21 protein-coding genes are annotated in these 22,113 nt (G+C 62.1%); 12 read left to right on the forward strand and 9 right to left on the reverse strand.

What is annotated here, in order from left to right; genetic code table 11:
* Window positions 1-21: 21 nt before the first annotated feature.
* Genes hemA through kdsA form a run of 6 tightly spaced genes read left to right on the forward strand, consistent with a single transcriptional unit; the run spans window position 22 to window position 5,335 of the window.
* Window positions 22-1,278: a glutamyl-tRNA reductase gene (hemA, locus tag B3229_RS12330; protein WP_033789716.1), complete on the forward strand. Its 1,257-nt coding sequence runs from the start codon at window positions 22-24 to the stop codon at window positions 1,276-1,278.
* Between the two features lie 43 nt (window positions 1,279-1,321).
* Complete coding sequence (gene prfA / locus B3229_RS12335; RefSeq protein WP_033747664.1) at window positions 1,322-2,404, forward strand: peptide chain release factor 1; 1,083 nt, start codon at window positions 1,322-1,324, stop codon at window positions 2,402-2,404.
* Window positions 2,404-3,237, forward strand: a complete 834-nt coding sequence (gene prmC, locus B3229_RS12340; RefSeq protein ID WP_286871079.1) for a peptide chain release factor N(5)-glutamine methyltransferase — start codon at window positions 2,404-2,406, stop codon at window positions 3,235-3,237. Before prfA ends, prmC begins: the two co-directional genes overlap by 1 nt.
* Before the next feature lie 12 nt (window positions 3,238-3,249).
* Window positions 3,250-3,648 carry a SirB2 family protein gene (locus B3229_RS12345; protein ID WP_286871081.1) on the forward strand — a complete coding sequence of 133 codons (399 nt, stop codon included), beginning with the start codon at window positions 3,250-3,252 and terminating at the stop codon, window positions 3,646-3,648.
* Window positions 3,645-4,454, forward strand: coding sequence for an invasion regulator SirB1 (gene sirB1, locus B3229_RS12350; protein ID WP_286871083.1), 810 nt, complete (start codon window positions 3,645-3,647; stop codon window positions 4,452-4,454). Before B3229_RS12345 ends, sirB1 begins: the two co-directional genes overlap by 4 nt.
* Window positions 4,455-4,480: 26 nt before the next feature.
* Complete coding sequence (kdsA, locus tag B3229_RS12355) at window positions 4,481-5,335, forward strand: 3-deoxy-8-phosphooctulonate synthase (RefSeq protein ID WP_286871085.1); 855 nt, start codon at window positions 4,481-4,483, stop codon at window positions 5,333-5,335.
* Window positions 5,336-5,549: 214 nt separating this feature from the next.
* Here the strand turns inward: kdsA and chaA are convergent, their stop codons facing one another.
* Window positions 5,550-6,641 (reverse strand): sodium-potassium/proton antiporter ChaA, encoded by a 1,092-nt coding sequence (chaA, locus tag B3229_RS12360; RefSeq protein ID WP_286871087.1) that lies wholly within the window; start codon window positions 6,639-6,641, stop codon window positions 5,550-5,552.
* A 370-nt stretch (window positions 6,642-7,011) separates the two neighbouring features.
* Between chaA and chaB the strand changes: the two genes are divergently transcribed.
* Window positions 7,012-7,242 (forward strand): putative cation transport regulator ChaB, encoded by a 231-nt coding sequence (chaB, locus tag B3229_RS12365; protein ID WP_033747642.1) that lies wholly within the window; start codon window positions 7,012-7,014, stop codon window positions 7,240-7,242.
* Between the two features lie 189 nt (window positions 7,243-7,431).
* The gene (locus B3229_RS12370; RefSeq protein ID WP_048784238.1) at window positions 7,432-8,109 is read left to right on the forward strand and encodes a gamma-glutamylcyclotransferase; all 678 of its coding nucleotides are present in this window, start codon (window positions 7,432-7,434) and stop codon (window positions 8,107-8,109) included.
* 43 nt (window positions 8,110-8,152) lie between these two features.
* Here B3229_RS12370 and B3229_RS12375 read toward each other — a convergent pair whose 3' ends face one another.
* The 8 genes from B3229_RS12375 to B3229_RS12410 all read right to left on the reverse strand — a co-directional run bounded on the left by B3229_RS12375 (window position 8,153) and on the right by B3229_RS12410 (window position 17,182).
* A complete protein-coding gene (locus B3229_RS12375; protein ID WP_048784236.1) occupies window positions 8,153-9,607 on the reverse strand; it encodes a serine/threonine protein kinase in 1,455 nt (484 codons plus the stop codon).
* A gap of 44 nt (window positions 9,608-9,651) precedes the next feature.
* Window positions 9,652-10,605, reverse strand: coding sequence for a hypothetical protein (locus B3229_RS12380; protein ID WP_033789732.1), 954 nt, complete (start codon window positions 10,603-10,605; stop codon window positions 9,652-9,654).
* A 16-nt stretch (window positions 10,606-10,621) separates the two neighbouring features.
* Entirely contained in the window at window positions 10,622-11,398 is a 777-nt protein-coding gene (locus B3229_RS12385) for a PP2C family protein-serine/threonine phosphatase (protein ID WP_048784233.1), read from the reverse strand.
* On the reverse strand, window positions 11,395-12,522 hold the full coding sequence (gene tagH / locus B3229_RS12390; protein WP_286871091.1) for a type VI secretion system-associated FHA domain protein TagH: 1,128 nt from the start codon (window positions 12,520-12,522) through the stop codon (window positions 11,395-11,397). Before tagH ends, B3229_RS12385 begins: the two co-directional genes overlap by 4 nt.
* Window positions 12,523-12,558: 36 nt before the next feature.
* Window positions 12,559-13,257 (reverse strand): type VI secretion system-associated protein TagF, encoded by a 699-nt coding sequence (gene tagF, locus B3229_RS12395; protein ID WP_286871093.1) that lies wholly within the window; start codon window positions 13,255-13,257, stop codon window positions 12,559-12,561.
* A 13-nt stretch (window positions 13,258-13,270) separates the two neighbouring features.
* Window positions 13,271-15,385, reverse strand: coding sequence for a type VI secretion system membrane subunit TssM (tssM, locus tag B3229_RS12400; protein WP_286871095.1), 2,115 nt, complete (start codon window positions 15,383-15,385; stop codon window positions 13,271-13,273).
* Window positions 15,385-16,602: a type IVB secretion system protein IcmH/DotU gene (icmH, locus tag B3229_RS12405; protein WP_048785316.1), complete on the reverse strand. Its 1,218-nt coding sequence runs from the start codon at window positions 16,600-16,602 to the stop codon at window positions 15,385-15,387. Before icmH ends, tssM begins: the two co-directional genes overlap by 1 nt.
* An 85-nt stretch (window positions 16,603-16,687) precedes the next feature.
* Entirely contained in the window at window positions 16,688-17,182 is a 495-nt protein-coding gene (locus B3229_RS12410; RefSeq protein ID WP_179944743.1) for an SH3 domain-containing protein, read from the reverse strand.
* Window positions 17,183-17,680: 498 nt separating this feature from the next.
* Between B3229_RS12410 and B3229_RS12415 the strand changes: the two genes are divergently transcribed.
* From B3229_RS12415 to B3229_RS12430, 4 genes are all read left to right on the forward strand, one after another.
* A complete protein-coding gene (locus B3229_RS12415; protein WP_286871098.1) occupies window positions 17,681-18,910 on the forward strand; it encodes a nitrate regulatory protein in 1,230 nt (409 codons plus the stop codon).
* Between the two features lie 270 nt (window positions 18,911-19,180).
* Window positions 19,181-20,431, forward strand: a complete 1,251-nt coding sequence (locus B3229_RS12420) for a CmpA/NrtA family ABC transporter substrate-binding protein (RefSeq protein WP_286871101.1) — start codon at window positions 19,181-19,183, stop codon at window positions 20,429-20,431.
* 11 nt (window positions 20,432-20,442) lie between these two features.
* Window positions 20,443-21,309: a nitrate ABC transporter permease gene (ntrB, locus tag B3229_RS12425; RefSeq protein WP_048785309.1), complete on the forward strand. Its 867-nt coding sequence runs from the start codon at window positions 20,443-20,445 to the stop codon at window positions 21,307-21,309.
* A gap of 9 nt (window positions 21,310-21,318) precedes the next feature.
* The gene (locus B3229_RS12430; protein ID WP_286871103.1) at window positions 21,319-22,104 is read left to right on the forward strand and encodes an ABC transporter ATP-binding protein; all 786 of its coding nucleotides are present in this window, start codon (window positions 21,319-21,321) and stop codon (window positions 22,102-22,104) included.
* Window positions 22,105-22,113 lie beyond the last annotated feature (9 nt).

A 22,113-nucleotide genomic window follows, 5' to 3' on the forward strand; every position in this document is an offset into this window, starting at 1 on the left:
GACATCCCAACTTTTATCGCCATGACGCTGCTCGCTCTCGGAATCAATCATAAAACTGCACCTGTCGCGCTGCGCGAACGCGTCGCGTTCGGGCCGGACGTGCTGGAACAGGCGCTCGACAGCCTGCTTTCCCAGCCCATGGTGCAGAGCGGCGTCGTTCTCTCAACCTGCAACCGCACCGAACTCTACCTTAGCGTAGAGCAGCAGGCGGATCTGCAGGAGCGCCTGGTGCGCTGGCTGTGTGACTATCACCATCTCAATGAAGAGGACGTGCGTCAAAGTCTCTACTGGCATCAGGACAACGCGGCGGTCAGCCATTTAATGCGCGTGGCGAGCGGCCTCGACTCGTTGGTGCTGGGCGAACCGCAAATACTTGGTCAGGTGAAAAAAGCCTTCGCCGATTCGCAGCGCGGCCATGCGCTGAGCAGCGAGCTGGAGCGGATGTTCCAGAAAACCTTTTCGGTCGCCAAACGCGTGCGCACCGAAACGGAAATCGGCGCCAGCGCGGTGTCGGTCGCCTTCGCCGCCTGTACGCTGGCGCGCCAGATCTTCGAATCCCTCTCGACCGTTAACGTGCTGCTGGTCGGCGCGGGCGAAACCATCGAGCTGGTAGCGCGCCATCTGCGCGAGCATAAAGTGCAGAAGCTGATTATCGCCAACCGCACGCGCGAGCGCGCCGAGCGGCTGGCGGAAGAGGTCGGCGCGGAAGTGATCGGCCTCGGCGACATCGACGCACGCCTCGCCGACGCCGATATCGTCATCTCTTCCACCGCCAGCCCGCTGCCGATTATCGGCAAAGGGATGATGGAGCGCGCGCTGAAAGCGCGCCGCAACAAACCGGTGCTGCTGGTGGATATCGCCGTGCCGCGCGACGTAGAGCCGGAAGTGGGCAAGCTGCCTAACGCCTATCTCTACAGCGTTGACGACCTGCAGGCGATCATCGAGCAGAATATGGCGCAGCGCAAAGCCGCCGCCGTACAGGCCGAAAGCATTGTCGTGCAGGAGAGCGGCGAATTTATGTCCTGGCTGCGCGCGCAGAGCGCGGTCGAGACCATTCGCGAATACCGCTCTCAGGCGGAAAGCGTGCGCGCCGATCTCGAATCGCGCGCGCTGGCCGCGCTGCAGCAGGGCGCCGATCCGCAGAAAGTCCTGCAGGAGCTGGCGCACAAGCTGACCAACCGTTTAATTCACGCACCAACCAAATCCCTGCAGCAGGCCGCCCGCGACGGCGACACTGAACGCCTGCAATTGCTTCGCGACAGCCTCGGTCTCGAGTAGACTCCTGGGCTGTTGCCCTCTGTGACGAGAATCCCATCACGACATGAAAACCTCTATTGTTGCCAAACTGGAAGCGCTGCAGGAGCGCCACGAAGAAGTGGAAGCGATGCTCGGCGACGCCAGCGTTATCGCCGATCAGGACCGCTTCCGCGCGCTCTCGCGCGAATATGCGCAGTTAACCGACGTGACCCAATGTTTCCGCGCGTGGCAGCAGACGCAGGAAGATATCGAAACCGCCCAGATGATGCTGGACGATGCCGAGATGCGCGATATGGCGCAGGAAGAGCTGCAGCAGGCGCGCGCCGAGAGCGAGCGTCTGGAGCAGCAGCTGCAGGTGCTGCTGCTGCCGAAAGATCCTGACGACGAACGCGCCTGCTTTATCGAAGTGCGCGCCGGCACCGGCGGCGACGAGGCGGCGATCTTCGCCGGCGACCTGTTCCGCATGTATAGCCGCTACGCCGAAGCCCGCCGCTGGCGCGTGGAGATTGTCAGCGCCAACGAGGGCGAGCACGGCGGCTATAAAGAAGTCATCGCCCGCGTCACCGGCGACGGCGCCTATGGCCGTCTGAAATTCGAATCGGGCGGCCACCGCGTGCAGCGCGTGCCGGAAACCGAATCCCAGGGGCGTATCCATACCTCGGCCTGTACCGTGGCGGTGATGCCGGAGGTGCCGGAGGCGGAGCTGCCGGAGATCAATCCGTCCGATCTGAAGATCGACACCTTCCGCTCGTCCGGCGCGGGCGGCCAGCACGTCAACACCACCGACTCCGCCATCCGCATCACCCACCTGCCAACCGGCATCGTCGTGGAGTGTCAGGATGAGCGTTCGCAGCACAAAAACAAAGCCAAAGCGCTGGCGGTGCTGGGGGCGCGCATTCGCGCCGCGGAGATGGCGAAGCGCCACGAAGCGGAGGCGAGCACGCGCCGCAACCTGCTGGGCAGCGGCGACCGCTCCGATCGTATCCGCACCTACAACTTCCCGCAGGGGCGCGTGACCGATCACCGCATCAACCTGACCATCTATCGCCTTGACGAGACCATGGAAGGCAAGCTGGATAACCTGATTGAGCCGATCGTGCAGGAGCATCAGGCCGATCAGCTGGCCGCGCTGGCTGGTCAGGAGTAATGGAGTTTCAAGGCTGGCTGAAAAGGGCTGTCGCCGCGTTACAGGGCGGCGAGAGTCCGAAGCGCGACGCGGAAATCCTGCTGGGGCACGTCACCGGCAAATCGCGTAGCTGGCTGGTGGCGTTCGGCGAGACCGAGCTGCTGCCTGAAGAGCTGACGCGCCTTGACGCGCTGCTGGCGCGGCGCGTGCGCGGCGAGCCGGTGGCGCATCTTATCGGCGAGCGCGAATTCTGGTCGCTGCCGCTGCGCGTCTCCGACGCGACGCTGATCCCGCGTCCCGACACCGAGGTGCTGGTGGAGCAGGCGCTGGCGCGCCTGCCTGCGACGCCGTCGCGCATTCTCGATCTCGGCACCGGCACCGGCGCCATCGCGCTGGCGCTGGCGAGCGAACGGCCCGACTGCGAGGTGCTGGGCGTCGACCGCATCGAAGCCGCCGTGGCGCTGGCGCAAAGCAACGCCGAACGGCTGGCGATCCCTAACGCCACGTTCACCCTGAGCCACTGGTTCGACGCGCTGCCCGCCGCGCGCTTCGACCTTATTGTCAGCAATCCTCCCTATATCGACGCACAGGACCAGCATTTGTCGCAGGGCGACGTGCGTTTCGAACCGCGCAGCGCGCTGGTGGCCGACGAGGCGGGGCTGGCGGATCTGCGCCTGCTTATTGCCCAGACGCCGCAGTGGCTGGCACCCGGCGGCTGGCTGCTGCTGGAGCATGGCTGGCAGCAGGACGCGGCGGTGCGCGCGCTGATGCAGCAGCACGATTTTCTTCAGATCGAGACCGTGAATGACTACGGCGGCAATCCGCGCGTCACGCTCGGTCGCATCCCCTCTTAAAAAGGACGTTTCATGGCCGCTTACTATCCGCTTATCAAGCAACTGCATCTGCTGACGGTGTTTATCAGCATTGCGCTTTTTATCCTGCGTTTTTACTGGCTGCGCAGCGGCTCGGCGCTGCTGCAGCGCCGCTGGGTGCGCATTACGCCGCACGTTAACGACACCTTTTTACTGCTGACCGGCGTGCTGCTGGTGATGATTACCCACTTTTACCCGTTCTCGTCGCAAGGAAGCTGGCTGACGGAGAAGCTTTTAGGCGTTATTATCTACATCGCCTTAGGTTCCGTGGCATTGAGTCGTCGCCCGCGCACCAGCCGTACGCGCTGGATCGCTTTCCTGGTCGCGCTGGTCGCGCTGGTGACAGTGATTAAGCTGGCGGTGACCAAAATGCCGTTATTGGGGATAGTATGACCTCCACAGAGCAATTAGATTTTAGCCAGACGCCGCTGTGTGAAGCGGTGATTGGCGCCACCCGCGCGATTCGCGCCGATTTTCCCGCCTCGTCCGTGCAGGAGCAGCTGGCGACGCTGGTGGCGGAAGCCCGCCGCTATGTGGGCAGCGAACAGGACGCCGACATGCAGCTGGAGAAGCTGCTGGAGCTTTTCTACCGCCAGTGGGGCTTCGGCGGCGCCAGCGGTATCTACAACCTTTCCGACGCGCTGTGGCTGGATAAAGTGCTCAAGACGCGTCAGGGCACCGCGGTGTCGCTGGGCGTGATCCTGCTGCATATCGCGCAGGCGCTCGACATTCCGCTGATGCCGGTTATTTTCCCCACGCAGCTGATTTTGCGCGCCGACTGGATCGACGGCGAGATGTGGCTCATCAACCCGTTCAACGGCGAGACGCTGGATACCCACACGCTGGAAGTGTGGCTGAAGGGCAACATTAGCCCTACGGCGAAGCTCTACGACGACGATCTGGAAGAGGCGAAGACCATTAGCGTGATGCGCAAGATGCTCGACACCATGAAGGCGGCGCTGATGGAGGAGAAGCAGATGGAGCTGGCGCTGGGCGTGAGTCAGGTGCTGTTGCAGATCGATCCAGACGACCCTTACGAGATCCGCGATCGCGGTTTGATCTACGCGCAGCTGGAGTGCGATCATATTGCGCTAAACGATCTAACCTATTTCGTTGAGCAGTGTCCCGAGGATCCGGTCAGCGAGATGATCAAAGTACAAATTCACGCAATTGAACAGAAACAGGTGACGCTGCACTAAGCGCACCACACCATTAAGGAAAGGGCATGACTCAGAAAGTCGTCACTATTGGTGATATCAAGGTCGCTAACGATCTGCCATTTGTGCTGTTTGGCGGCATGAACGTGCTGGAATCGCGCGATCTCGCCATGCGTATTTGCGAACACTACGTGAAGGTCACCGACAAGCTCGGCATTCCGTACGTGTTCAAGGCCTCTTTTGACAAGGCGAACCGCTCTTCCATTAAATCCTATCGCGGTCCCGGCCTCGAAGAAGGCATGAAGATTTTCCAGGAGCTGAAGCAGGCGTTCGGCGTGAAGATCATTACCGACGTGCACGAGGCGTCGCAGGCGCAGCCGGTGGCCGACGTGGTCGACGTGATCCAGCTGCCTGCCTTCCTGGCGCGTCAGACCGACCTGGTAGAAGCGATGGCGAAGACCGGCGCGGTGATTAACGTGAAGAAGCCGCAGTTCGTCAGCCCGGGCCAGATGGGCAATATCGTGGATAAGTTCGCGGAAGGCGGCAACGATAAGGTGATTCTGTGCGATCGCGGCAGCAACTTCGGCTATGACAATCTGGTCGTCGATATGCTCGGCTTTAACGTGATGAAGAAAGTCACCAACAACAGCCCGGTGATTTTCGACGTGACCCACGCGCTGCAGACGCGCGACCCGTTCGGCGCCGCTTCCGGCGGTCGTCGCGCCCAGGTGGGCGAGCTGGCGCGCGCCGGTATGGCGGTCGGCATTGCCGGTCTGTTTATCGAAGCGCATCCGGATCCGGATCACGCGAAGTGCGACGGCCCGTCCGCGCTGCCGCTGGATAAGCTGGAGCCGTTCCTGGTGCAGATGAAGGCGATTGACGACCTGGTGAAGAGCTTCCCGGAGCTGGATACCAGCAAGTAACTGGCGCTTCAGGCGACGAAATAAAAAAGAGCGACGTTGGTCGCTCTTTTTTTTCGTCTGCCGCATGGGTGCTAACGCAGGTGACGGGAAGCGATCGCAAAGACGCAGTTGGCATCCTTGCCGCTCGGCCCGCGCCGTCCCTGGCGCGGGACGCTTTGCTCTTCGCTTTCCGTCACCCGCGTTTTAATTTACGTGTGGTCTGAAAAGCGTTATTTCAGAGCATAATAGTCATCAAATAGCCGGCAAAAATCGCCAGGTGCGCGGCGCCGTTCAGCACGTTGGTGCGACCGGTGGAAAAGGAAATATGACACAGGATCAGCGCTGCTGACATCATCACCATCTGCGGCGGCTCAAGGCCGAACACCAGCTGCTGCCCGGTGAGGGTGGCGATAATGCTTACCGCCGGCACGGTCAGCGAGATGGTCGCTAGCACCGAGCCGAAAAAGAGATTCATGGCGCGCTGCACCTGATTCATCAGCACCGCCTTCAGCGCGCCCAGTCCTTCCGGCGAGAGGATCAGCAGGGCCACCAGGAAGCCGGTGAACTGCGCGGGCGCATTAAACTCCGACAGCAGATGCTCCAGCGTATTGGCGTTCATCTTGGTCACGCTGATGACCGCGATCAGATGCACGATCAGCCAGACGGTATGCCAGACGCTGCTGTGCGCCGAAGGCTTGCCATGGTGTGGGTCGCCATCATCGCTGTCGTCTTCATGCTCGTAAACAAACAGGCTCTGGTGGGTGCGCGTCTGAATCAGCAGGAAAACGCCGTACATCGCCGCCGAAATCGCCGCGATCAGCAGCGCCTGCGTGGTGGTGAAGTTGCCGCCCGGCAGCGCGTTGGGGAACACCAGCACTAGGATCGCCAGCGGAAAGATGGCGATCAGATACTGCTTTACCCCGGCAAGATTCACATACTGCGTGGCGAACTTGCGGCCGCCCAGCAGCAGCGAGAAACCTACCAGCCCGCCGGTGACGATCATAATGATGGAGTAGAGCGTATCGCGCATCAGCGCCGGCGCGGCATCGCCCGTGGCCATCAGCGCGGAGATCAGGCTAACCTCAAGGATAACCACCGACAGGCTAAGGATCAGGGAGCCGTAGGGCTCGCCCAGCCGATGCGCCAGCACGTCGGCATGGCGCACCACGCTAAAGGCGCTGCTGAGGATCGCCACCAGCGCCAGCAGGTTAATGCCGATAACCGCGGGCAGGGAGGTTTGTCCGCCAAAGAAAAAGAGCACCCCCAGGGCGGCGAGGGGCAGTATCAGCGAGAACTCTTTGTGACGTGTTTTTTCATGTGTGGTCATTCACCATCCTCTCCAGAGAAATGCTTCGGCGAAACCCAACGGGGCTTCACAAAATAGTAGATCTTTTATTACACAGAAGAGTGTAACTTTTCGCCGTTTAACATAGGGAAAATTTACCGGTTTTTACTTTTTCGCAAATAAATTCCCACATTGTCAAAAGGTAATATCAGGAAGTTTTATCGCTTGCTATTCATCGTATTAACTTAATTGATCTGGCAATAATCTCACGATTAAACGCAAATTATTACGATGATAACGTTGTCTTTCAGGCGTTTCGTTAAATTTTTTCGTCACGGCGGGCTGAATAACAAGGTTGTAATTTTTTCTCCATACGCCAGGCTTAAAGCGGGCCCTTAATGGAGGAAATGCAATGCCTTACAAAAACCGTGAAGCGCTGCCGGATAACGTGAAACATGTACTGCCGCCGCATGCGCAGGAGATCTATCAGAAGGCGTTCAATAGCGCCTGGGATCAATATAAAGACAAAGATGAGCGACGCGGCGACGAGTCTCAGGAAGAGGTGGCGCATAAAGTCGCCTGGTCGGCGGTGAAAAAAGAGTATGAAAAAGGAGACGATGATAAGTGGCACCCTAAAAAGTAGCCACGGGAACGGGGCCGGCGCAGCCGGCCTGACGCGGCGCTTTTTTTAATTTCTCGCCTGGCCGCGGCCTTGAAAGCGGTGCGGAAAATGCATACTGTCAGTGCATGCTGCGGCTCAAGAATGTCGCCCGTTAGCCGATTTTATAAGGGAGCCCGTCGGACAGGACGTTAAAAAGGTCAGGAGGTCGCATTGTTAACCCGAGAATTTTTATTAAAAGCAGACTGCAAAACCTCATTCGGCGATATTGAGGAATCGCTGCTCTGGAGCTGCGAGCAGCGCGCCGCATCGCTGGCGGCCACGCTCGCCTGCCGTCCCGACCAGAGCCCGGTCTGGATCTTCGGCTATGGTTCGCTGATGTGGAATCCTGTTTTTGAAGCGGACGAGGTCGCATCCGGCACGCTGGACGGCTGGCATCGCGCCTTCTGCCTGCGCCTGATTGCCGGGCGCGGCACCTCGTCTCATCCTGGCCGCATGCTGGCGCTGAAAGAGGGCGGTTCGACCAGCGGCCTGGCGTTTCGCCTGCCGGAGACGCGCCTGCATGAAGAGCTGGAGCTGCTGTGGAAGCGCGAAATGATCACCGGCTGCTATCTGCCGACCTGGTGCGAATTAACGCTGGAGGATGGGCGCAGCGTCACCGCGCTGGCCTTTATTATGGATCCGCGCCATCCGCTCTATGAGTCGGACTCCTGTCCTGAGGCGATCGCGCCGCTGATCGCAGCGGCGAGCGGCCCGCTGGGCAGCAATGCGCAGTATCTTTTTTCGCTTGAGCAAGAGCTGGCGAAGCGCGGCATGGAGGAGGAGAGTTTAAGCCGCCTGGCGCACCAGGTTCGCGCGCTGCAGGCGGGCGTTCGCTGCGCGCAGGGCTAAAGGGTAAGGCTCGCGGCGTGCTCATCCACGCCGCGAAAGCGCGCTAGTTCCCCGGATTGAGCAGCCAGGTGCCTGGCTTGTCGATCACCAGCGACTGCGCGCGCATGCTGGTGCCTGAATGCACCTCGATACGATACTGACCCGCCGCGAGGTTGAGCGCGGCGAAACCGTTGCTGCCGGGTTTGACCTCCACCGGCTGGCCGTTGAGCACCACGTTGGCGCCGCGCTCCAGCTTGAGGTAGACCGTCGCCAGCGCAGCGGGCGTCGCCGGCGGCGCGCTATTCACCACAGGGTTCTGCGCCACCGCAGGGGTCGCGTTTTCCGGCGTCGCGTCGCGTCTGTTGGTCAGCCAGGTGACTACCACGACCGCCAGCAGCGCCGCGGCCGCCAGCGCCACGAGCCCAGGCGACAGACGACGCACGTTGCGCGGCGTAACCGGCTCGACGCTGGCCGAGGCGTGATTCACCGCCATCACCACCGGCGCGGGCGTCGCCACTTCCTCTTCCTCTTTCTCGACCACGGGCGTCGGGGCGGGCGCAGCAGCGACCGGCGACGGCTCCGGCGCAGGCTGCAGGCTATTGACCACAGCCTCCACGTCGCTGACGGGCAGATCGATAAGCGCCGCGAAGGCGTCAATCGACTGCGGGCGATCGGCAGGCTTCATCGCCAGCGCGCAGTCCACCGCGTGCAGCAGCGGCAGCGAATAGCCGGGCGGCTGACGCTCGACCAGCGGCTGGTAGTTATCCTCGATGCAGCGCACCACGCTTACCGGCGGCGGATTGCCGGTGATCAGACTGTGCAGCACCGCGCCGAGCGCGTAAATATCGGTCCACGGCCCCTGTTCGTTTTCACCCTCTTCGCTGTACTGCTCAATCGGCGCGAAGCCGGGCTTGAGCATAATTTCGGTTTCGTCCGACAGGTTGCCGATCTCTTTGCGCGCCGAGCCGAAGTCGAGCAGCACCGGCAGCTGGTTTTCCTGAATCTGAATATTATCCAGCGAAATATCGCGATGCAGATAGCCCGCCTGATGGATGGTGCTGATGGCGCCGAACAGCGGCGGCAGCAGGCGGCGGATCCAGGCCTCGCTTACCGCATCCGGGCTGGTCTGCTGCCACTCTTTCAGCGTCATGCCACTGTAGTAGAGCGTGCCCATATAGGCGGTGCCGTTCTGCTCCCAGAAGCGCAGCACGTGCAGCAGGCCTGGATGGTTGAAGCGCGCCAGCAGACGCGCCTCCTGGATAAAGCTGGTCAGGCCGGCGTTAAACAGCTTTTGATAGCGTTCGCCGCGCAGCTCCAGCGACAGATCCTCGGCGCGCACCGCCAGCGACACCGGCATATACTCTTTAATGGCGATGGTGCGTTCAAGCTGATGATCCCAGGCGCGATAAACGATGCCAAACCCGCCGCCGCCAATCACTTCCTTGATTTCAAACTCGTTAAATCGGTATCCCGCAGGGAGCGCGTTGGGCACCGCTTTCTGATTATCATTTGCCGACATAGTGAACTCTCTGAACACCGCCTGGCAGCCAGGCTGCGCTGTAATTAATTGATGTTACGCCACGCACCTATCGCCGGATCAACCAGATCGGCGTGCAGGGTGTCGATCAGTAACACATTCACTTTTTGCTGTGGCATAAACTGCGGTCCCCAAAGACCACGCAACGTTTCCACCCGCGATTTCACGGCGTCCGGATCCTGCTGCGCCGTATTTTTATCCATTTTCACCAGCAGCGCGCCGTTAAAGCGCCAGACGTGGCTCGCCTCGTCGAAAGGCAGCACCAGCCAGCTGTCCGCGGCATCGGCGCGCGTCACGATCATGCGCTCTTTATTCGCGGCCACTACCTGCAGCGAGTTGCCGGAGATTTGCAGGTTCGCGATAGGGTAGCCCTGATAGAAGGTGACCGGCAGAGGCGTGTTTTTGCCCTTGCTTGCTAAGATTAACGCGCTTTTGCCTTCCAGCCAGCCGTCGTGCGGGCACTGCGCCTGCGCGACGTCGGGAATAAACAGCGACTGGCCGTCGGCGTCCCACGAGGTGCGGAAGCGGCAGCCGCCGGGCAGATCGAAATGCTGCAGCGGCGCGCTGTTGGCCGGACGCGACAGGTCGAGCGGCGCCGCGTTGGCGGCGCTGGCGCTGGCGGTCGCGTCGGCCATCACGATCGGCCGCCAGTTTTGCAGCTTGCTGGCGCTACCGCTGGCCAGCACGCCGCCCTCTTTGTTGGTCATCTGCCAGGGCAGCTCATCCAGCGTGCCGCACTGGTTGGCCAGCAGCGTGCCGACGCGCGGCAAAAAAGTCGTCAGCACGGCGGAATCGGTGCTTTTGCCCGAAACGATGCGCAGCGGCAGCGACTCTTTGCACCAGTCGTCGGGCGCTTTGCTTTTTACGCCGTCGATAAAAACCTCCAGCGCCAGGCTGGGAGAGTAAACCACGCGATAATCTTCGGCCTGCGCGCTGAAAGCGATAAGCAAGGTCGCAATGCCGGACAACCACAATTTCATAAGGATCCTTGGTATATCAGTCGCGGGGCGGCAGAAAACGTGCCGAATCCGCCGCAGAATAAAGCAACGTGGCGTCCTGAGGTTCGCCGATCCATACAGAGAGCGCGCTGAGATTATCCTTTTTCACGCTGCGGCTGACCGCTTTTTCCATCAGCGCCAGCCACTCTTCGCAGGCGTTCACCATGCGTAGCGCCTGCTCCATCTCTCTGGCCGTCAGGTTAAGCCAGAATCCGTCGGTGCAGACCAGAAAGGCGTCGCCATCCTCCAGCGCCAGCTCGGCGGAGAAGGTCACCGGACGCGCCGGATCCGCGCCGAGCGCATTATAGAGTAAATTACTGTTAATGCCGGTATTTTCATAGCCCGCATCCTTTAACTGCTGCGCCAGACTGTGATCGCGCGTGACGTCGAACAGGGTGCCATGGCGAAAGTGGTACACCCGGCTGTCGCCGGCGTGCGCCCACCAGGCGCGCCGCTGCGGGCGATCGATAAACAGGGCCGCCAGCGTGGTGCTCATGCGGGAGAAACCGGGCTGTTGCGTCTGTGCCTCGCGCAGCGCCGCGCGGCAGCGCTCAATCGCCGCGTGCGTGTTTTCCGGCGTCAGCCGCGGCTGGTCGCGCAGATCGGCGAGCAGGGTATCGCGCACCAGCTGCGCGGCGCGATCGCCGCCTGCAAGGCCCGCTACGCCGTCGCAAACCACAAAGCAGGCTTTCTCGTCGGTGATTTCCGCGCCGGTGCGGTCCTGGTTTTCATCGCGCAGCCCCTGCTGGCAGCGGCTGGCAAATACAATCTTCATGCGTCGTCCGTCCGGGTCTGCGAATCTTTGTACTGGTTTACTTCCACATCATAGGCGTGCAGAAAGGCTTCGCCGAACAGGGTGTGGAAGTCATCTTCGATTTCGCCGGCGGTGCGCTGATAGTTACGCGTAAAGTAGTCCCAGAGCGCGGCTTTTCGGGCGACGGAGAAGGGGAGTTTAGGCAGCACGCCCTCGCTGCGCGCCTGCTCTTCCAGACGCTGCGGGTTAAACGACTGCAGCATAGCGGCGATAATGGCGCGAATACCGGCGATCATGCCGAGCTGATGCGCCTGCAGATCCACCAGCGCGTCGCGCACCGCCTGCTCAGGCGGCATAAAGCCGGGCATCTGGCTCTGGTACATCTGCATCAGCACGGTTTTGCCGGAGGGCAGGATCTTAAAGGGATTGTTCGCCTCGTTGAGGATCATGGTCATATCCGCCTTGACGCCGCGCTTCAGGATCTGACGCGACGACAGCAGCGCGACCGTGCCCTGCGAGAAGAGGCTCAGCATCCGTCCCGTGACGCGCATCTGCTCTTCGTCGATCGGCGTGGCGTGGCCGTTATTCAGCCCCATCCCCTCCAGCAGTGCGGCGATCAGCTTCTCCTGATCCTGTAAAGCGATGCCGGTCGGACGCGGCGCCTCGCTCTTTTGCGGATCGATCGCCAGCCGCGCGTCGCTGTGGCGCGACGCAGCAGGCGGCGCAGAGAGAACGCTCTCCGTGGATTCGACCTCAAACATGCCCAGCGGATCGCCCTCCAGCTGCAGCTCGCTGGCGAACAGCGCCAGCGGATCGTCCTTCGCCGCGTCGGCGCGCGCCGGATCCTGCACGGCAAGCTGATATTCGCCAATTTGCAGCGCGTCCCCATGGCGCAGCTGAACCTGCATTCCCCGTTCGAGCGCGACGCCGTTGTGCACCACCGCGGTCACGCTGCCTTGGTTAGTCAGGCGGCACTCGCCGTCGGCGGAAAGGTGCACCAGCGCCTGCAAGCGCGAAATAGCGCGCGATTCGTCCGGCAATACCAGATCGTTATCCTGGCTACGGCCGATGGTGCCGCCGGGCGGCTGAAACGCCACGGTTTTTACCGGAACATCCGTATTGCACTGCACAATGGTAAATTGCATGAGTCATCCCGTGTCTGATGGGCAAACGCAAGGCCGTTATTCGAACATTGGCGGATAGAGGCCGTTACGTCCCGGCTGAGTACCTGCCGCCGGGTTAAAAAGTAATAAAAACAGTTGCGCCGTCAGGTTGCCGCTGTGCTTGTGGGTCGCATGGGCGAAGCCGTCGCAGCGGTTGGTCCACCAGTAGCTGATATGCTGCTGGGGATCGAAGCGGTCCGCCACCTCGCGCCAGCTCAGGGTGCAGGGCAGGTCGCTAAAGCCGATAACGTCCATAATGTCGGAACGCTGCTTCTCCGGCACCATCAGCGGCGGCAGCGCCTGCATCTGCTGCTCCAGCTGGGCCGGAGCAATCTGCACCTGCACCGCCTGATAGAGCGTGGCGCCTAAGTCCTGAAACCAGTCGCCGGAAATCGCGAGCTGCGCCGGATGCCACTGGCTGAGCGGAAAGGTGCGCAGCGCCAGCAGCGGCCAGGCGCGGCCCACGCGATCGCATGAGGGCATCAGGCAGCCCATCTGCACCTGCTGCACGCCCGGCGTGATCGGCAGAACGAAGTTCCATACCGGCGCCTGCAAAAACCAGCTGGTGGCCGCCTGCTCCTGACTGTGCCAGTGCATCAGCCCCTGCTGAAACCAGTGGGTCCAGGGCGCGATATGTTTCTCGCTCAACCGGTGATGAAGGAAATCGCCGGTTGAGGGGAGCTTCCCGTACCAGCCGGGGGCGACGATCGCAGCCATACTCACCTCATCATTACTCGCTATGCGCGGTCAATCGCTGCGCGTCCGCCGCCGGCGTCACGGCCAGCGCGCTGCCTTCGCGACCCGCATTTTTAAGATTTTCCGCAAGCTTGCGCATCATCAGCGCATTGTCGCGCGCATAAGGCGAAGACTGAATCTGCTGATCCAGCAGCTGGCTGAGGTGCCAGTCGAGCTGCTGCAGGTCGCGCGCGCTGACGTTTTCAGGCAGCGAGCGCTGCAAATTCTGCATCAGCCAGGCGCGTAAAAATTCGCCGTCGTAGTTGCGCGGCTGATAGAGCATCTGATAGGCGCGCAGCGCATTACGGCTGTACTCATTGTCGTCGCCCTTGTCGTTTCGCAGCAGGTTAGTGATCTGCTGCGCGACGCGCGGTAATAGCAAAGACTTTAGCGCATTTTGATAAAGCGCCCAGGCGGCATCGCTGACCTGGGTGCCGCGATAAAGCCCGGCGCGCATGGTAACCGGCGGATTATCCAGCGAAAAGTGGTCAGAGAGCGGCAGTTTCACCAGGTTGTTCAAAAAGGGAAGCAGATCAAAAATATTATCCGCCGGCTGATGGATCACCTGCTGGCTCTGGGTGGCGATAACCGGCACGCGCTCCGCCACCTGGCTGAGGTAGCGCTGGTTCTGGAAAAAGCTGATCAGCCAGAGTCCCGAGGCGATGGTTAGCGCGCCCGCCAGCACGCCGTAGCCAATCCAGTGGAACAGCTGGTTGCGGTGCTCCCAGTGGCGGTTGCTGCCGGCAAGGCCGCTTTCGCGGAACACCAGGTCGCTGAGCAGATCGCGGATAAAAAAGCTCTGTCCCTTGTTGCCAGGGATCGGGCTGTTGCGGTTGACGCTGTCCCAGGCGGCGATGGTCTGACCGGCCGCCTGCGGCAGCTGCAGCTTGCGGCTCAGCTCGCCCATAATGCGGTCGAAGGGCAGACCTTCCTGGGTGCCGCTGGTAAAGAAGAGCCCGCGGGCGCTCCAGGCGATCGACTCCTGCTGGTCAGAGAAAACCACGTCGAGATACTCGCTCAGCAGCGGGCGCAGCGAGGCGAACTCCTGCGGAAAGAGGAAACAGTCGGCGCGCTGGCCGAGATCGCGCTCCTGCGCCATCTTGTGGCTGAGCTGCTGCTGAAGCTGCTGCTCCAGTCGGTGGAACTGCTGATTAAAGCTGCGGTGCCAGTCATCTTTATGCGGCTTGCCCGGCTCCCAGGGAAAGGTAAAGCCCCAGATGGCGTCGCGCTGGCGCTTCTCCAGCGCGCCGAAATAGCCCATAAAGCCTTTCAGCAGATCGGTTTTGGTCACCATGACGTAGACCGGAAAGTGAATGCCGGTCTGCTGGTGCAGCTCGCTCAGGCGGTTGCGCATGGCGCTCGCCTGGGCATAGCGCGCCTCGGCCGATTCGCTCAGCAGATCCGCGACGCTGAGGGTCATGATTACGCCGTTGATCGGCTGGCGCGTGCGGTAGCGCTTCAGCAAATTGATAAAGCTGTGCCACTCGCCAGCGTCGCGCGCGCGCTGGCTCTCCTGCAGGGTATAGCGTCCGGCGGTGTCGATCAGCACCGCCTGGTCGGTAAACCACCAGTCGCAGTGGCGGGTACCGCCTACGCCGCGAATCGCGGTCTTGCCGACGCTGTCGGTCAGGGGAAAGTCGAGTCCGGCGTTGAGCAGCGCGGTGGTTTTGCCCGCGCCGGGCGCGCCGATCACCAGATACCACGGCAGCTGATAGAGATAGCTCGACTGCATGCGCGCCAGCCAGCGGCTGTTGCTTTTGCGGCTAAGGGGCATGCGTTTCAGCTGCATCACCGCCTCGCTAAAGCGCTGGGTGAGCAGCTCCTCGGTCGCCTGGCGATCGGAAAGATCCTCCGCGCCCGCCTGCTGCAGGTTATTGAGCAGCTTGCTGTTGAACCAGGCGCGATAGAGCGAAGGGATAAACTGAAACAAAATCCAGATGAAAAAAAGCAGGCCCACGGTCAGCTGGCGCGGCAGCGCCTGCTCCAGCGGGCGGGTCTCTCCCCAGCTCCAGAACGGACCGAGGATCCAGACGAGACAGCTCAGCGCCGTCACGCCGATAAAGCTCCACAGCAGGCGATGGGTGAGAGCAGGGCGTAAGGATGCGCGCATTACTGGGTTCCCTGATGATTACTGAGCGTTTCCGGCGCGGCGAACAGCGTAATTTCGACGCGGCGGTTGCGAGTGCGGTTTTCGTTGCTGTCGTTGGGCAGCAGGGGGTCGCTGTCGCCGCGTCCTTCAGAGCGGATCGCATGGCCGTCGGCAAGCTGCGACTGCAGCAGCTGAGTAACGGCGCGGGCGCGGGCGAACGAGAATTCATAGCTGGAGGCGAAGCGGCTATTGTCCACCGGGCGATTGTCGGTAAAGACTGATACCAGCACCGTGCCTTTGACGTTTTTCATCGCCGTGGCGACGCGGGCCAGCAAGGCGCGGCCCACCGGATTGATGGCGGTGCCCTGTTCGGCGAAAAGCTTGTCGGCGGGAATAATCACCTTGCTGCCGAACGCGCCGTCGCTGACTTCAAGCTGGCCGGCGGCGATAACGTCGTTAAGACGCTGGCGCAAATCGAGCAGCGCCTGCGGCGAAGAGGGACGGCGCCCGACGGTGATCTGCGGCAGCGGCGTCTGATAAATGGCGCGCAGCAGCGGTTCGGCGTCGTTGCCGAGCCGCCAGTTCAGCGCGCTGTAGAGCAGGCAGGCGAGCAGCGCGGCGACAGTAGCGCAGGCCCAGAGCGGGATCATCGGGCGCGAGATGCTGCTGACCAGCGGATGCACCTCGACCAGCGGTTTAGCGCTCTCGCTTTGCGGCTGGCGCGTCTCCTCGATCAGCTTCGCGAGACGCTTGCGAATGGCATCGCACTGCACGCGTCCGCTGTCGCTGCCGCGATAGCGGCCTTCGTAGCCGAGCAGCAGGCAGTAGTGCACCACCTCCAGCAGCCAGAGGTGCTGGGTCGGGCTCTGCGAAATGCGCGACAGCAGCTGGAAAAATTTTTCGCCGCCCCAGCTTTCGTTGTGAAAGGTAACCAGCATGCCGTTGCCGGACCAGACGCCGCGCGTGCCCCACGGAGTTTGCGCCGCGGCTTCGTCCAGCGCGCTGCACAGGCAGTAGCGCGCGCCGATAATCATCTCGAACGGCAGTCCCGCCTGCTTGCAGCGCTGCTCGAACTGGCGGATTTCATCAATCAGCGACTGACGCAGGCCAGCGGGATCGTCGTGCGTCACCGCCTGGCGAAGCTGCACCACGGCGTTCAGCAGCGGCGCCGCAGCCTGCAGTAAAAGATTATCGTTGCCCGAGGCGTTCGCCTCTGCGGCCTGCGATTCCTGAGTCATTAACGGGGATTCTTCCAGACAAGAACAGATCCCTGAGTGGCGAGCTCAGGGATGACAAACTGGCAATATGCGCCGGATTTCATTATCAGTCTAAGATCCAGGTCGCGGTATCGTTGGTGCGGCACGCTTTGCTGGCGCCGCCGACATCGACGCAGACCTGCTTATTCTTACCGCGCGGCCGCGGGCGATCGCTGCGCAGCGTGGCGTCGTAGCGGCTGCTCTCCACGCCCGCTTTCAGCGGAACATAGCCGATCAGCGGGCCGTCAGCCTGGTCGGCGATCGCCAGCCAGTGGTTTTCGACGCTGCCCAGCACTTCGAACGGCTTGCCGGTTTCAAGATAACGCACCACTTTGCCGCCGTAATCGGGCGTGGTCATCACCGACGCCGCATAGAGCGCGCGCCAGGTTTCATTAACCGGGGTAAATTCGGCAGGCGCGGCGACCGCATGACGATGCACTAATTTAACGCCATTGACTTCGCTGGTGACCAGCGTGTCATCGGTGACAGACGGCGGCGGCGCTTTACAGCCCGCCAGGGTCAATGTCGCCAGCAGCATTAACGCAAGACTCTTTTTCACCATGTTCCTCGATTTCATCAGAGTAACTGCATAATACGTCGCCATCGTCACGCTGGTGACGACCCGCAACCTGCATCATGCCTTCACAGCATCAGCTAAAAAAACAGACAAATTACATCAGGATAGTACTGCATCCAGTCTACCTAAGACTTTTGAGATTTCAAACCATTGCGCTGTCGCTAAAGCCATGCTAGCCAGCCTGGCGCGCGGTGCGCAAAGATGCCGAAAAAGGTCGCTGGGTAGTTCAGTTAAACGAAATTTACGAATGAATGACGTAACGTGATGAATTATGAAGCAGGCTATTTTGTCATGGGCCACCGGGAATGGGAAATTATTAAATTTTTTTAATTGCTTCAGCCGCCTGCGCCTTCTGCGCTTCCTCTTTCGCGCCTGTTATTTTCAGAATATACGGGTGAGGGCGATCGCACTTTTTCTATAAACCGGCACGGCTTTTGCTTCGTTTTGCCCAAATAAGGCGACTCTGAGCAAAAGGTGATCACCATGACCGACGCGCTGGCATACCTCCAGGCATCGCGCGACAGCGACATCGCCAGCCTGCAACGGCTGCTGCACACCGGCCAGCTGATTGCGGCGCTGAGCGAATTGATCCATCAGCTTCAGCGCGAGCGTGGTGCCAGCAATATCTGGATCTGCTCGCAGGGGCGGCTGTTTGCCCAGGAGCGTCTGGCGCGCGAGGGCGAGGTGAGCGCGGCGATCCGACGCTTTACCCAGGCGCTGCCGCCCGCTGCCGCCCATCCCGGCGACAGCCGCTTCTGCAATCTGATCGCCGCCGCGCTGCAGGCGCTGGCGGCGCTGCCAGGCCTGCGCGCGCAGATGCTGGCGGGCGAGCGCGATCAGACGCAGGCGATGCAGGCGTTCAACCAGGTCATCCGCACCCTGCTGAACCTGGTGTTCGAAGCGGCGGATACCGCCAGCCATCCCGATATTTCCCGCGCGCTGATTGCGCTGTTCAGCTTTATGCAGGGCAAAGAGCTGGTGGGGCAGGAGCGCGCCACCGGATCGGCAGGCTTCGCCGCTGGCCGCTTCAGCGAAGAGCAGCGTCAGCGCATGGTGGCGCTGATCGCGGCGCAGGAGCAGAGTTTCGCCACCTTCAGCCAGTTTGCCGACGCCGACGCGCTGGCCCGCTGGCGTCCGCTGGCGTCCGCCAGCCGGGAAGTGGAGCGGCTGCGGCGCATCGCCTGCACGCTCGGCCAGGAAGAGGAGGCGGGCACGCTGCGCTGGTTCTCGCTGCTTAGCGCCCGCATCGATCAGATGAAAAAGCTGGAGGATCACCTTACCGCTACGCTGATGACGCGCTGCCGCCAGGCGATTCAGGCGGCGCAGAGCGAAGCCGCGCAGCCCGCCCTGGCAGCGGATCAGAGCTTCAGCCTCTATATCGCCGGCGCCGACTGGCTGCCGGAAGAGCAGACCCGGCTGCACAGCGACGGCCTGGCGCATCAGCTTGGCCGCTCGGTTCTGTCGCTGGTGCGCGAGCAGGCGCAGCGTCTGCAGCGTCAGGCGGATGAGCTGGCGACCATGCGCGCTACCTTAGAGGAGCGACGGGTGATCGATCAGGCCAAGGCCTGGCTGATGCAGCAGCACGGCTACGGCGAACAGGCGGCGTGGCAGGCGCTGCGCAAAAGCGCCATGAACCAGAATAAACGCATTATTGACATCGCTCAGGCGGTGCTGGCGGTGGCCGCGATGGCGCAGCCGCCCGCGCCGCAGTGAGATGCGCGGCACGGCTACCTCTCCAGAGGTAGATGCACAACCGCTGTGCGCAGGCTGCGTTAGCAAAGTGCATCCGTTCCGTTTCACCGCGCCGAAAGCCGCGCCGGCGCGGACTTCCTGACCTGGCACGCTCCTTGCTGTACTTTTAGGGAATTCGCACTTCTTTCGCCAACGGCGGCGAAACAGTGCTTTGGATAAAGGCGTCCATCCGCATGCGCAAGCATGTCGGTCGGACGCCTTTTTTTATTCTCTTTTTTCAGGAAGCGAGCGATGAGCCACTCCTCTTTTTCCGCCTCACGGCGCAAGTTGTTACTCGCCGGCGCCGCCGCTGGCGGCGCATATCTGCTGCCGGGACTGCGCAACGCCGTCTGGGCCGCCGGTTCCGACGCGCCGGAGAAGGCGAGCCTGCGCGTCGGCTTTATCCCGCTCACCGACTGCGCGCCGGTGGTGATGGCGGCGGTGAAGGGCTTCGATAAAAAATACGGCCTGACGCTGCAGCCGAGTAAAGAGGCGAGCTGGGCGGCGGTGCGCGACAAGCTCACCTCCGGCGAGCTGGACGCCGCCCACGCGCTCTACGGCATGATCTACGGCCTACAGCTGGGCGTGGCGGGGCCGCAGCACGACATGGCCAACCTGATGACGCTCAACAACAACGGCCAGGCGATTACACTCTCCAGCCAGCTTAAGGCGCAGGGCGTGACCGACGCCGCCAGCCTGAAGCAGGCGGTGGCGGCGCAGCCGAAAGGCGCCTTCACCTTCGCCCATACCTTTCCCACCAGCACCCACGCTATGTGGCTCTACTACTGGCTCGCCAGCGCGGGCATTCACCCCTTCGACGACGTCCGCACCCTGGTGGTGCCGCCGCCGCAGATGGTGATGAACATGAAGATCGGCAATATGAGCGGCTTCTGCGTCGGCGAGCCGTGGAACCAGCGCGCCATCAGCGACAACATCGGCTTCACCGCCGCCACCTCGCAGCAGATCTGGCCGGATCATCCCGAAAAGATCCTCGCCACCCGCGCCGAGTGGGTGAAAAGCAACCCCAATAGCGCTCGCGCGCTGACCGCGGCGGTGCTCGAGGCGGCGCGCTGGATCGACGCCTCCGACGACAACCGACGCGAAACCGCCGCCGTGCTGGCGCAGCGCGCCTGGATCAACACCAAAGTTGAGACGCTGGAGGGCCGCATGCTCGGCCAGTACCAGAACGGCCTCGGCAAAAGCTGGCAGGACGCGCACGCCATGCGCTTCTTTGGCGACGGCGCGGTGAGCTTTCCCTGGCTCTCCGACGGCATGTGGTTCCTGACGCAGATGAAGCGCTGGGGCATGCTCAGCGCCGATCCCGACTATCTGGCGGTGGCGCGGCAGATCAACCGCATCGACATCTACAAGCAGGCGGCGAGCGCCGTCGGCAACGTCGCGCTGCCGCCAGGCGAACTGCGCAGCAGCACCCTGATGGACGGCAAAGTGTGGGACGGCAGCGATCCTGCCGCTTACGCTGCCGGCTTCGCCCTGAAACGCTAAGAGAGGCAGAGATGAAAAAAGTTGCGCAGATCGGCGCCCCAGCCGCCGTTGAACCCGGCACCGTCGTCACCCTTAACCTGAAACCGAAAAGCGCGGTCCGTCCGCCGCGCCTGCGACCGCTGATGCAGCGGCTCATTCCGGCGCTGTGTGGCCTGCTGCTGATGCTGCTGGTGTGGCAGATTGCCGCGCTGTGGAGCAGCGGCTTCCCGACGCCGTACGCCACCTGGCAGGCGGCGCTGACGCTGTTCGCCGATCCCTTCTATAACGCCGGACCGAACGACCAGGGCATTGGCTGGAACGTGCTCGCCTCGCTGCAGCGCGTCGCCGTCGGCTTTGGCCTGGCGGCGCTGGTGGGCATCCCCGCCGGGTTTCTGCTCGGGCGCTTCACCTTTGTGTCGCGCATGTTCAGCCCGATTATCGCGCTGCTGCGTCCTGTCAGTCCGCTCGCCTGGCTGCCGATCGGCCTGCTGCTGTTCCAGCGCGCTGAACCCGCCTCCAGCTGGACCATTTTTATCTGCTCGATCTGGCCGATGGTGATCAACACCGCCGAAGGGGTGCAGCGCATCCCGCAGGACTATCTGAACGTGGCGCGCGTGCTGCAGCTTTCAGAGTGGACGGTGATGCGCCGCATCCTGTTTCCCGCCGTGTTGCCGGCGGTGCTCACCGGCGTGCGCCTCTCGATCGGCATCGCCTGGCTGGTGATCGTCGCCGCTGAAATGCTCACCGGCGGCCTCGGCATCGGCTTCTGGATCTGGAACGAGTGGAACAACCTCAACGTCGAGAACATCCTCATCGCCATTCTGATTATCGGCGTGGTGGGGCTGTTGCTGGAGCAGGGCCTGATGCTGCTGGCCCGCCGTTTTAGCTGGGATAAATAAGGAGCCGCTATGTCACCGATTATTCGCGTTCAGCAGGTCAGCCAGCGTTTCACCACCGCGGGCGGCGACTTTCTCGCCCTGGATAACGTCTCGTTCGACATTCACGAAGGAGAGACCTTAAGTCTGATCGGCCACTCTGGCTGCGGCAAATCGACGCTGCTCAATCTGATCGCCGGGCTCACCGCGCCGAGCAGCGGCGTACTGCTGTGCGACAACCGCGAAATCGCCGGGCCGGGCCCGGAGCGCGCGGTGGTGTTTCAGAACCACTCGCTGCTGCCCTGGCTGACCGCCTGGCAGAACGTTGAGCTGGCGGTGCGGCAGGTGTTTAAAGGCCGCATGAGCAACGCGGAGATGGCGGAGTGGATTGAGCACAACCTGAACCGGGTGCAGATGAGCCATGCGATGCACAAACGCCCCGGCGAGATCTCCGGCGGCATGAAGCAGCGCGTCGGCATTGCGCGCGCGCTGGCGATGAAGCCGCGCGTGCTGCTGCTCGACGAGCCGTTCGGCGCGCTCTACGCCCTGACGCGCGCGCACCTGCAGGACAGCGTCATGCGCATCCAGCAGGAGCTGAACACCACCATCGTGCTGATCACCCACGACGTCGACGAGGCGGTGCTGCTCTCCGACCGGGTGCTGATGATGACCAACGGCCCGGCGGCGAAGGTGGGCGAAATCCTGACCATCGATCTCGCCCGGCCGCGCTCGCGGGTCGCGCTGGCGGATGAGGCGCGTTACCACCAGCTGCGCCAGCAGATCCTGCACTTTCTCTATGAAAAACAGACCGCAGCCTGAGGAGCCGCC

The sequence above is a fragment of the Pantoea sp. UBA5035 genome (genome assembly GCF_002415245.1).
GTDB classification, from domain to species: domain Bacteria; phylum Pseudomonadota; class Gammaproteobacteria; order Enterobacterales; family Enterobacteriaceae; genus Pantoea; species Pantoea septica.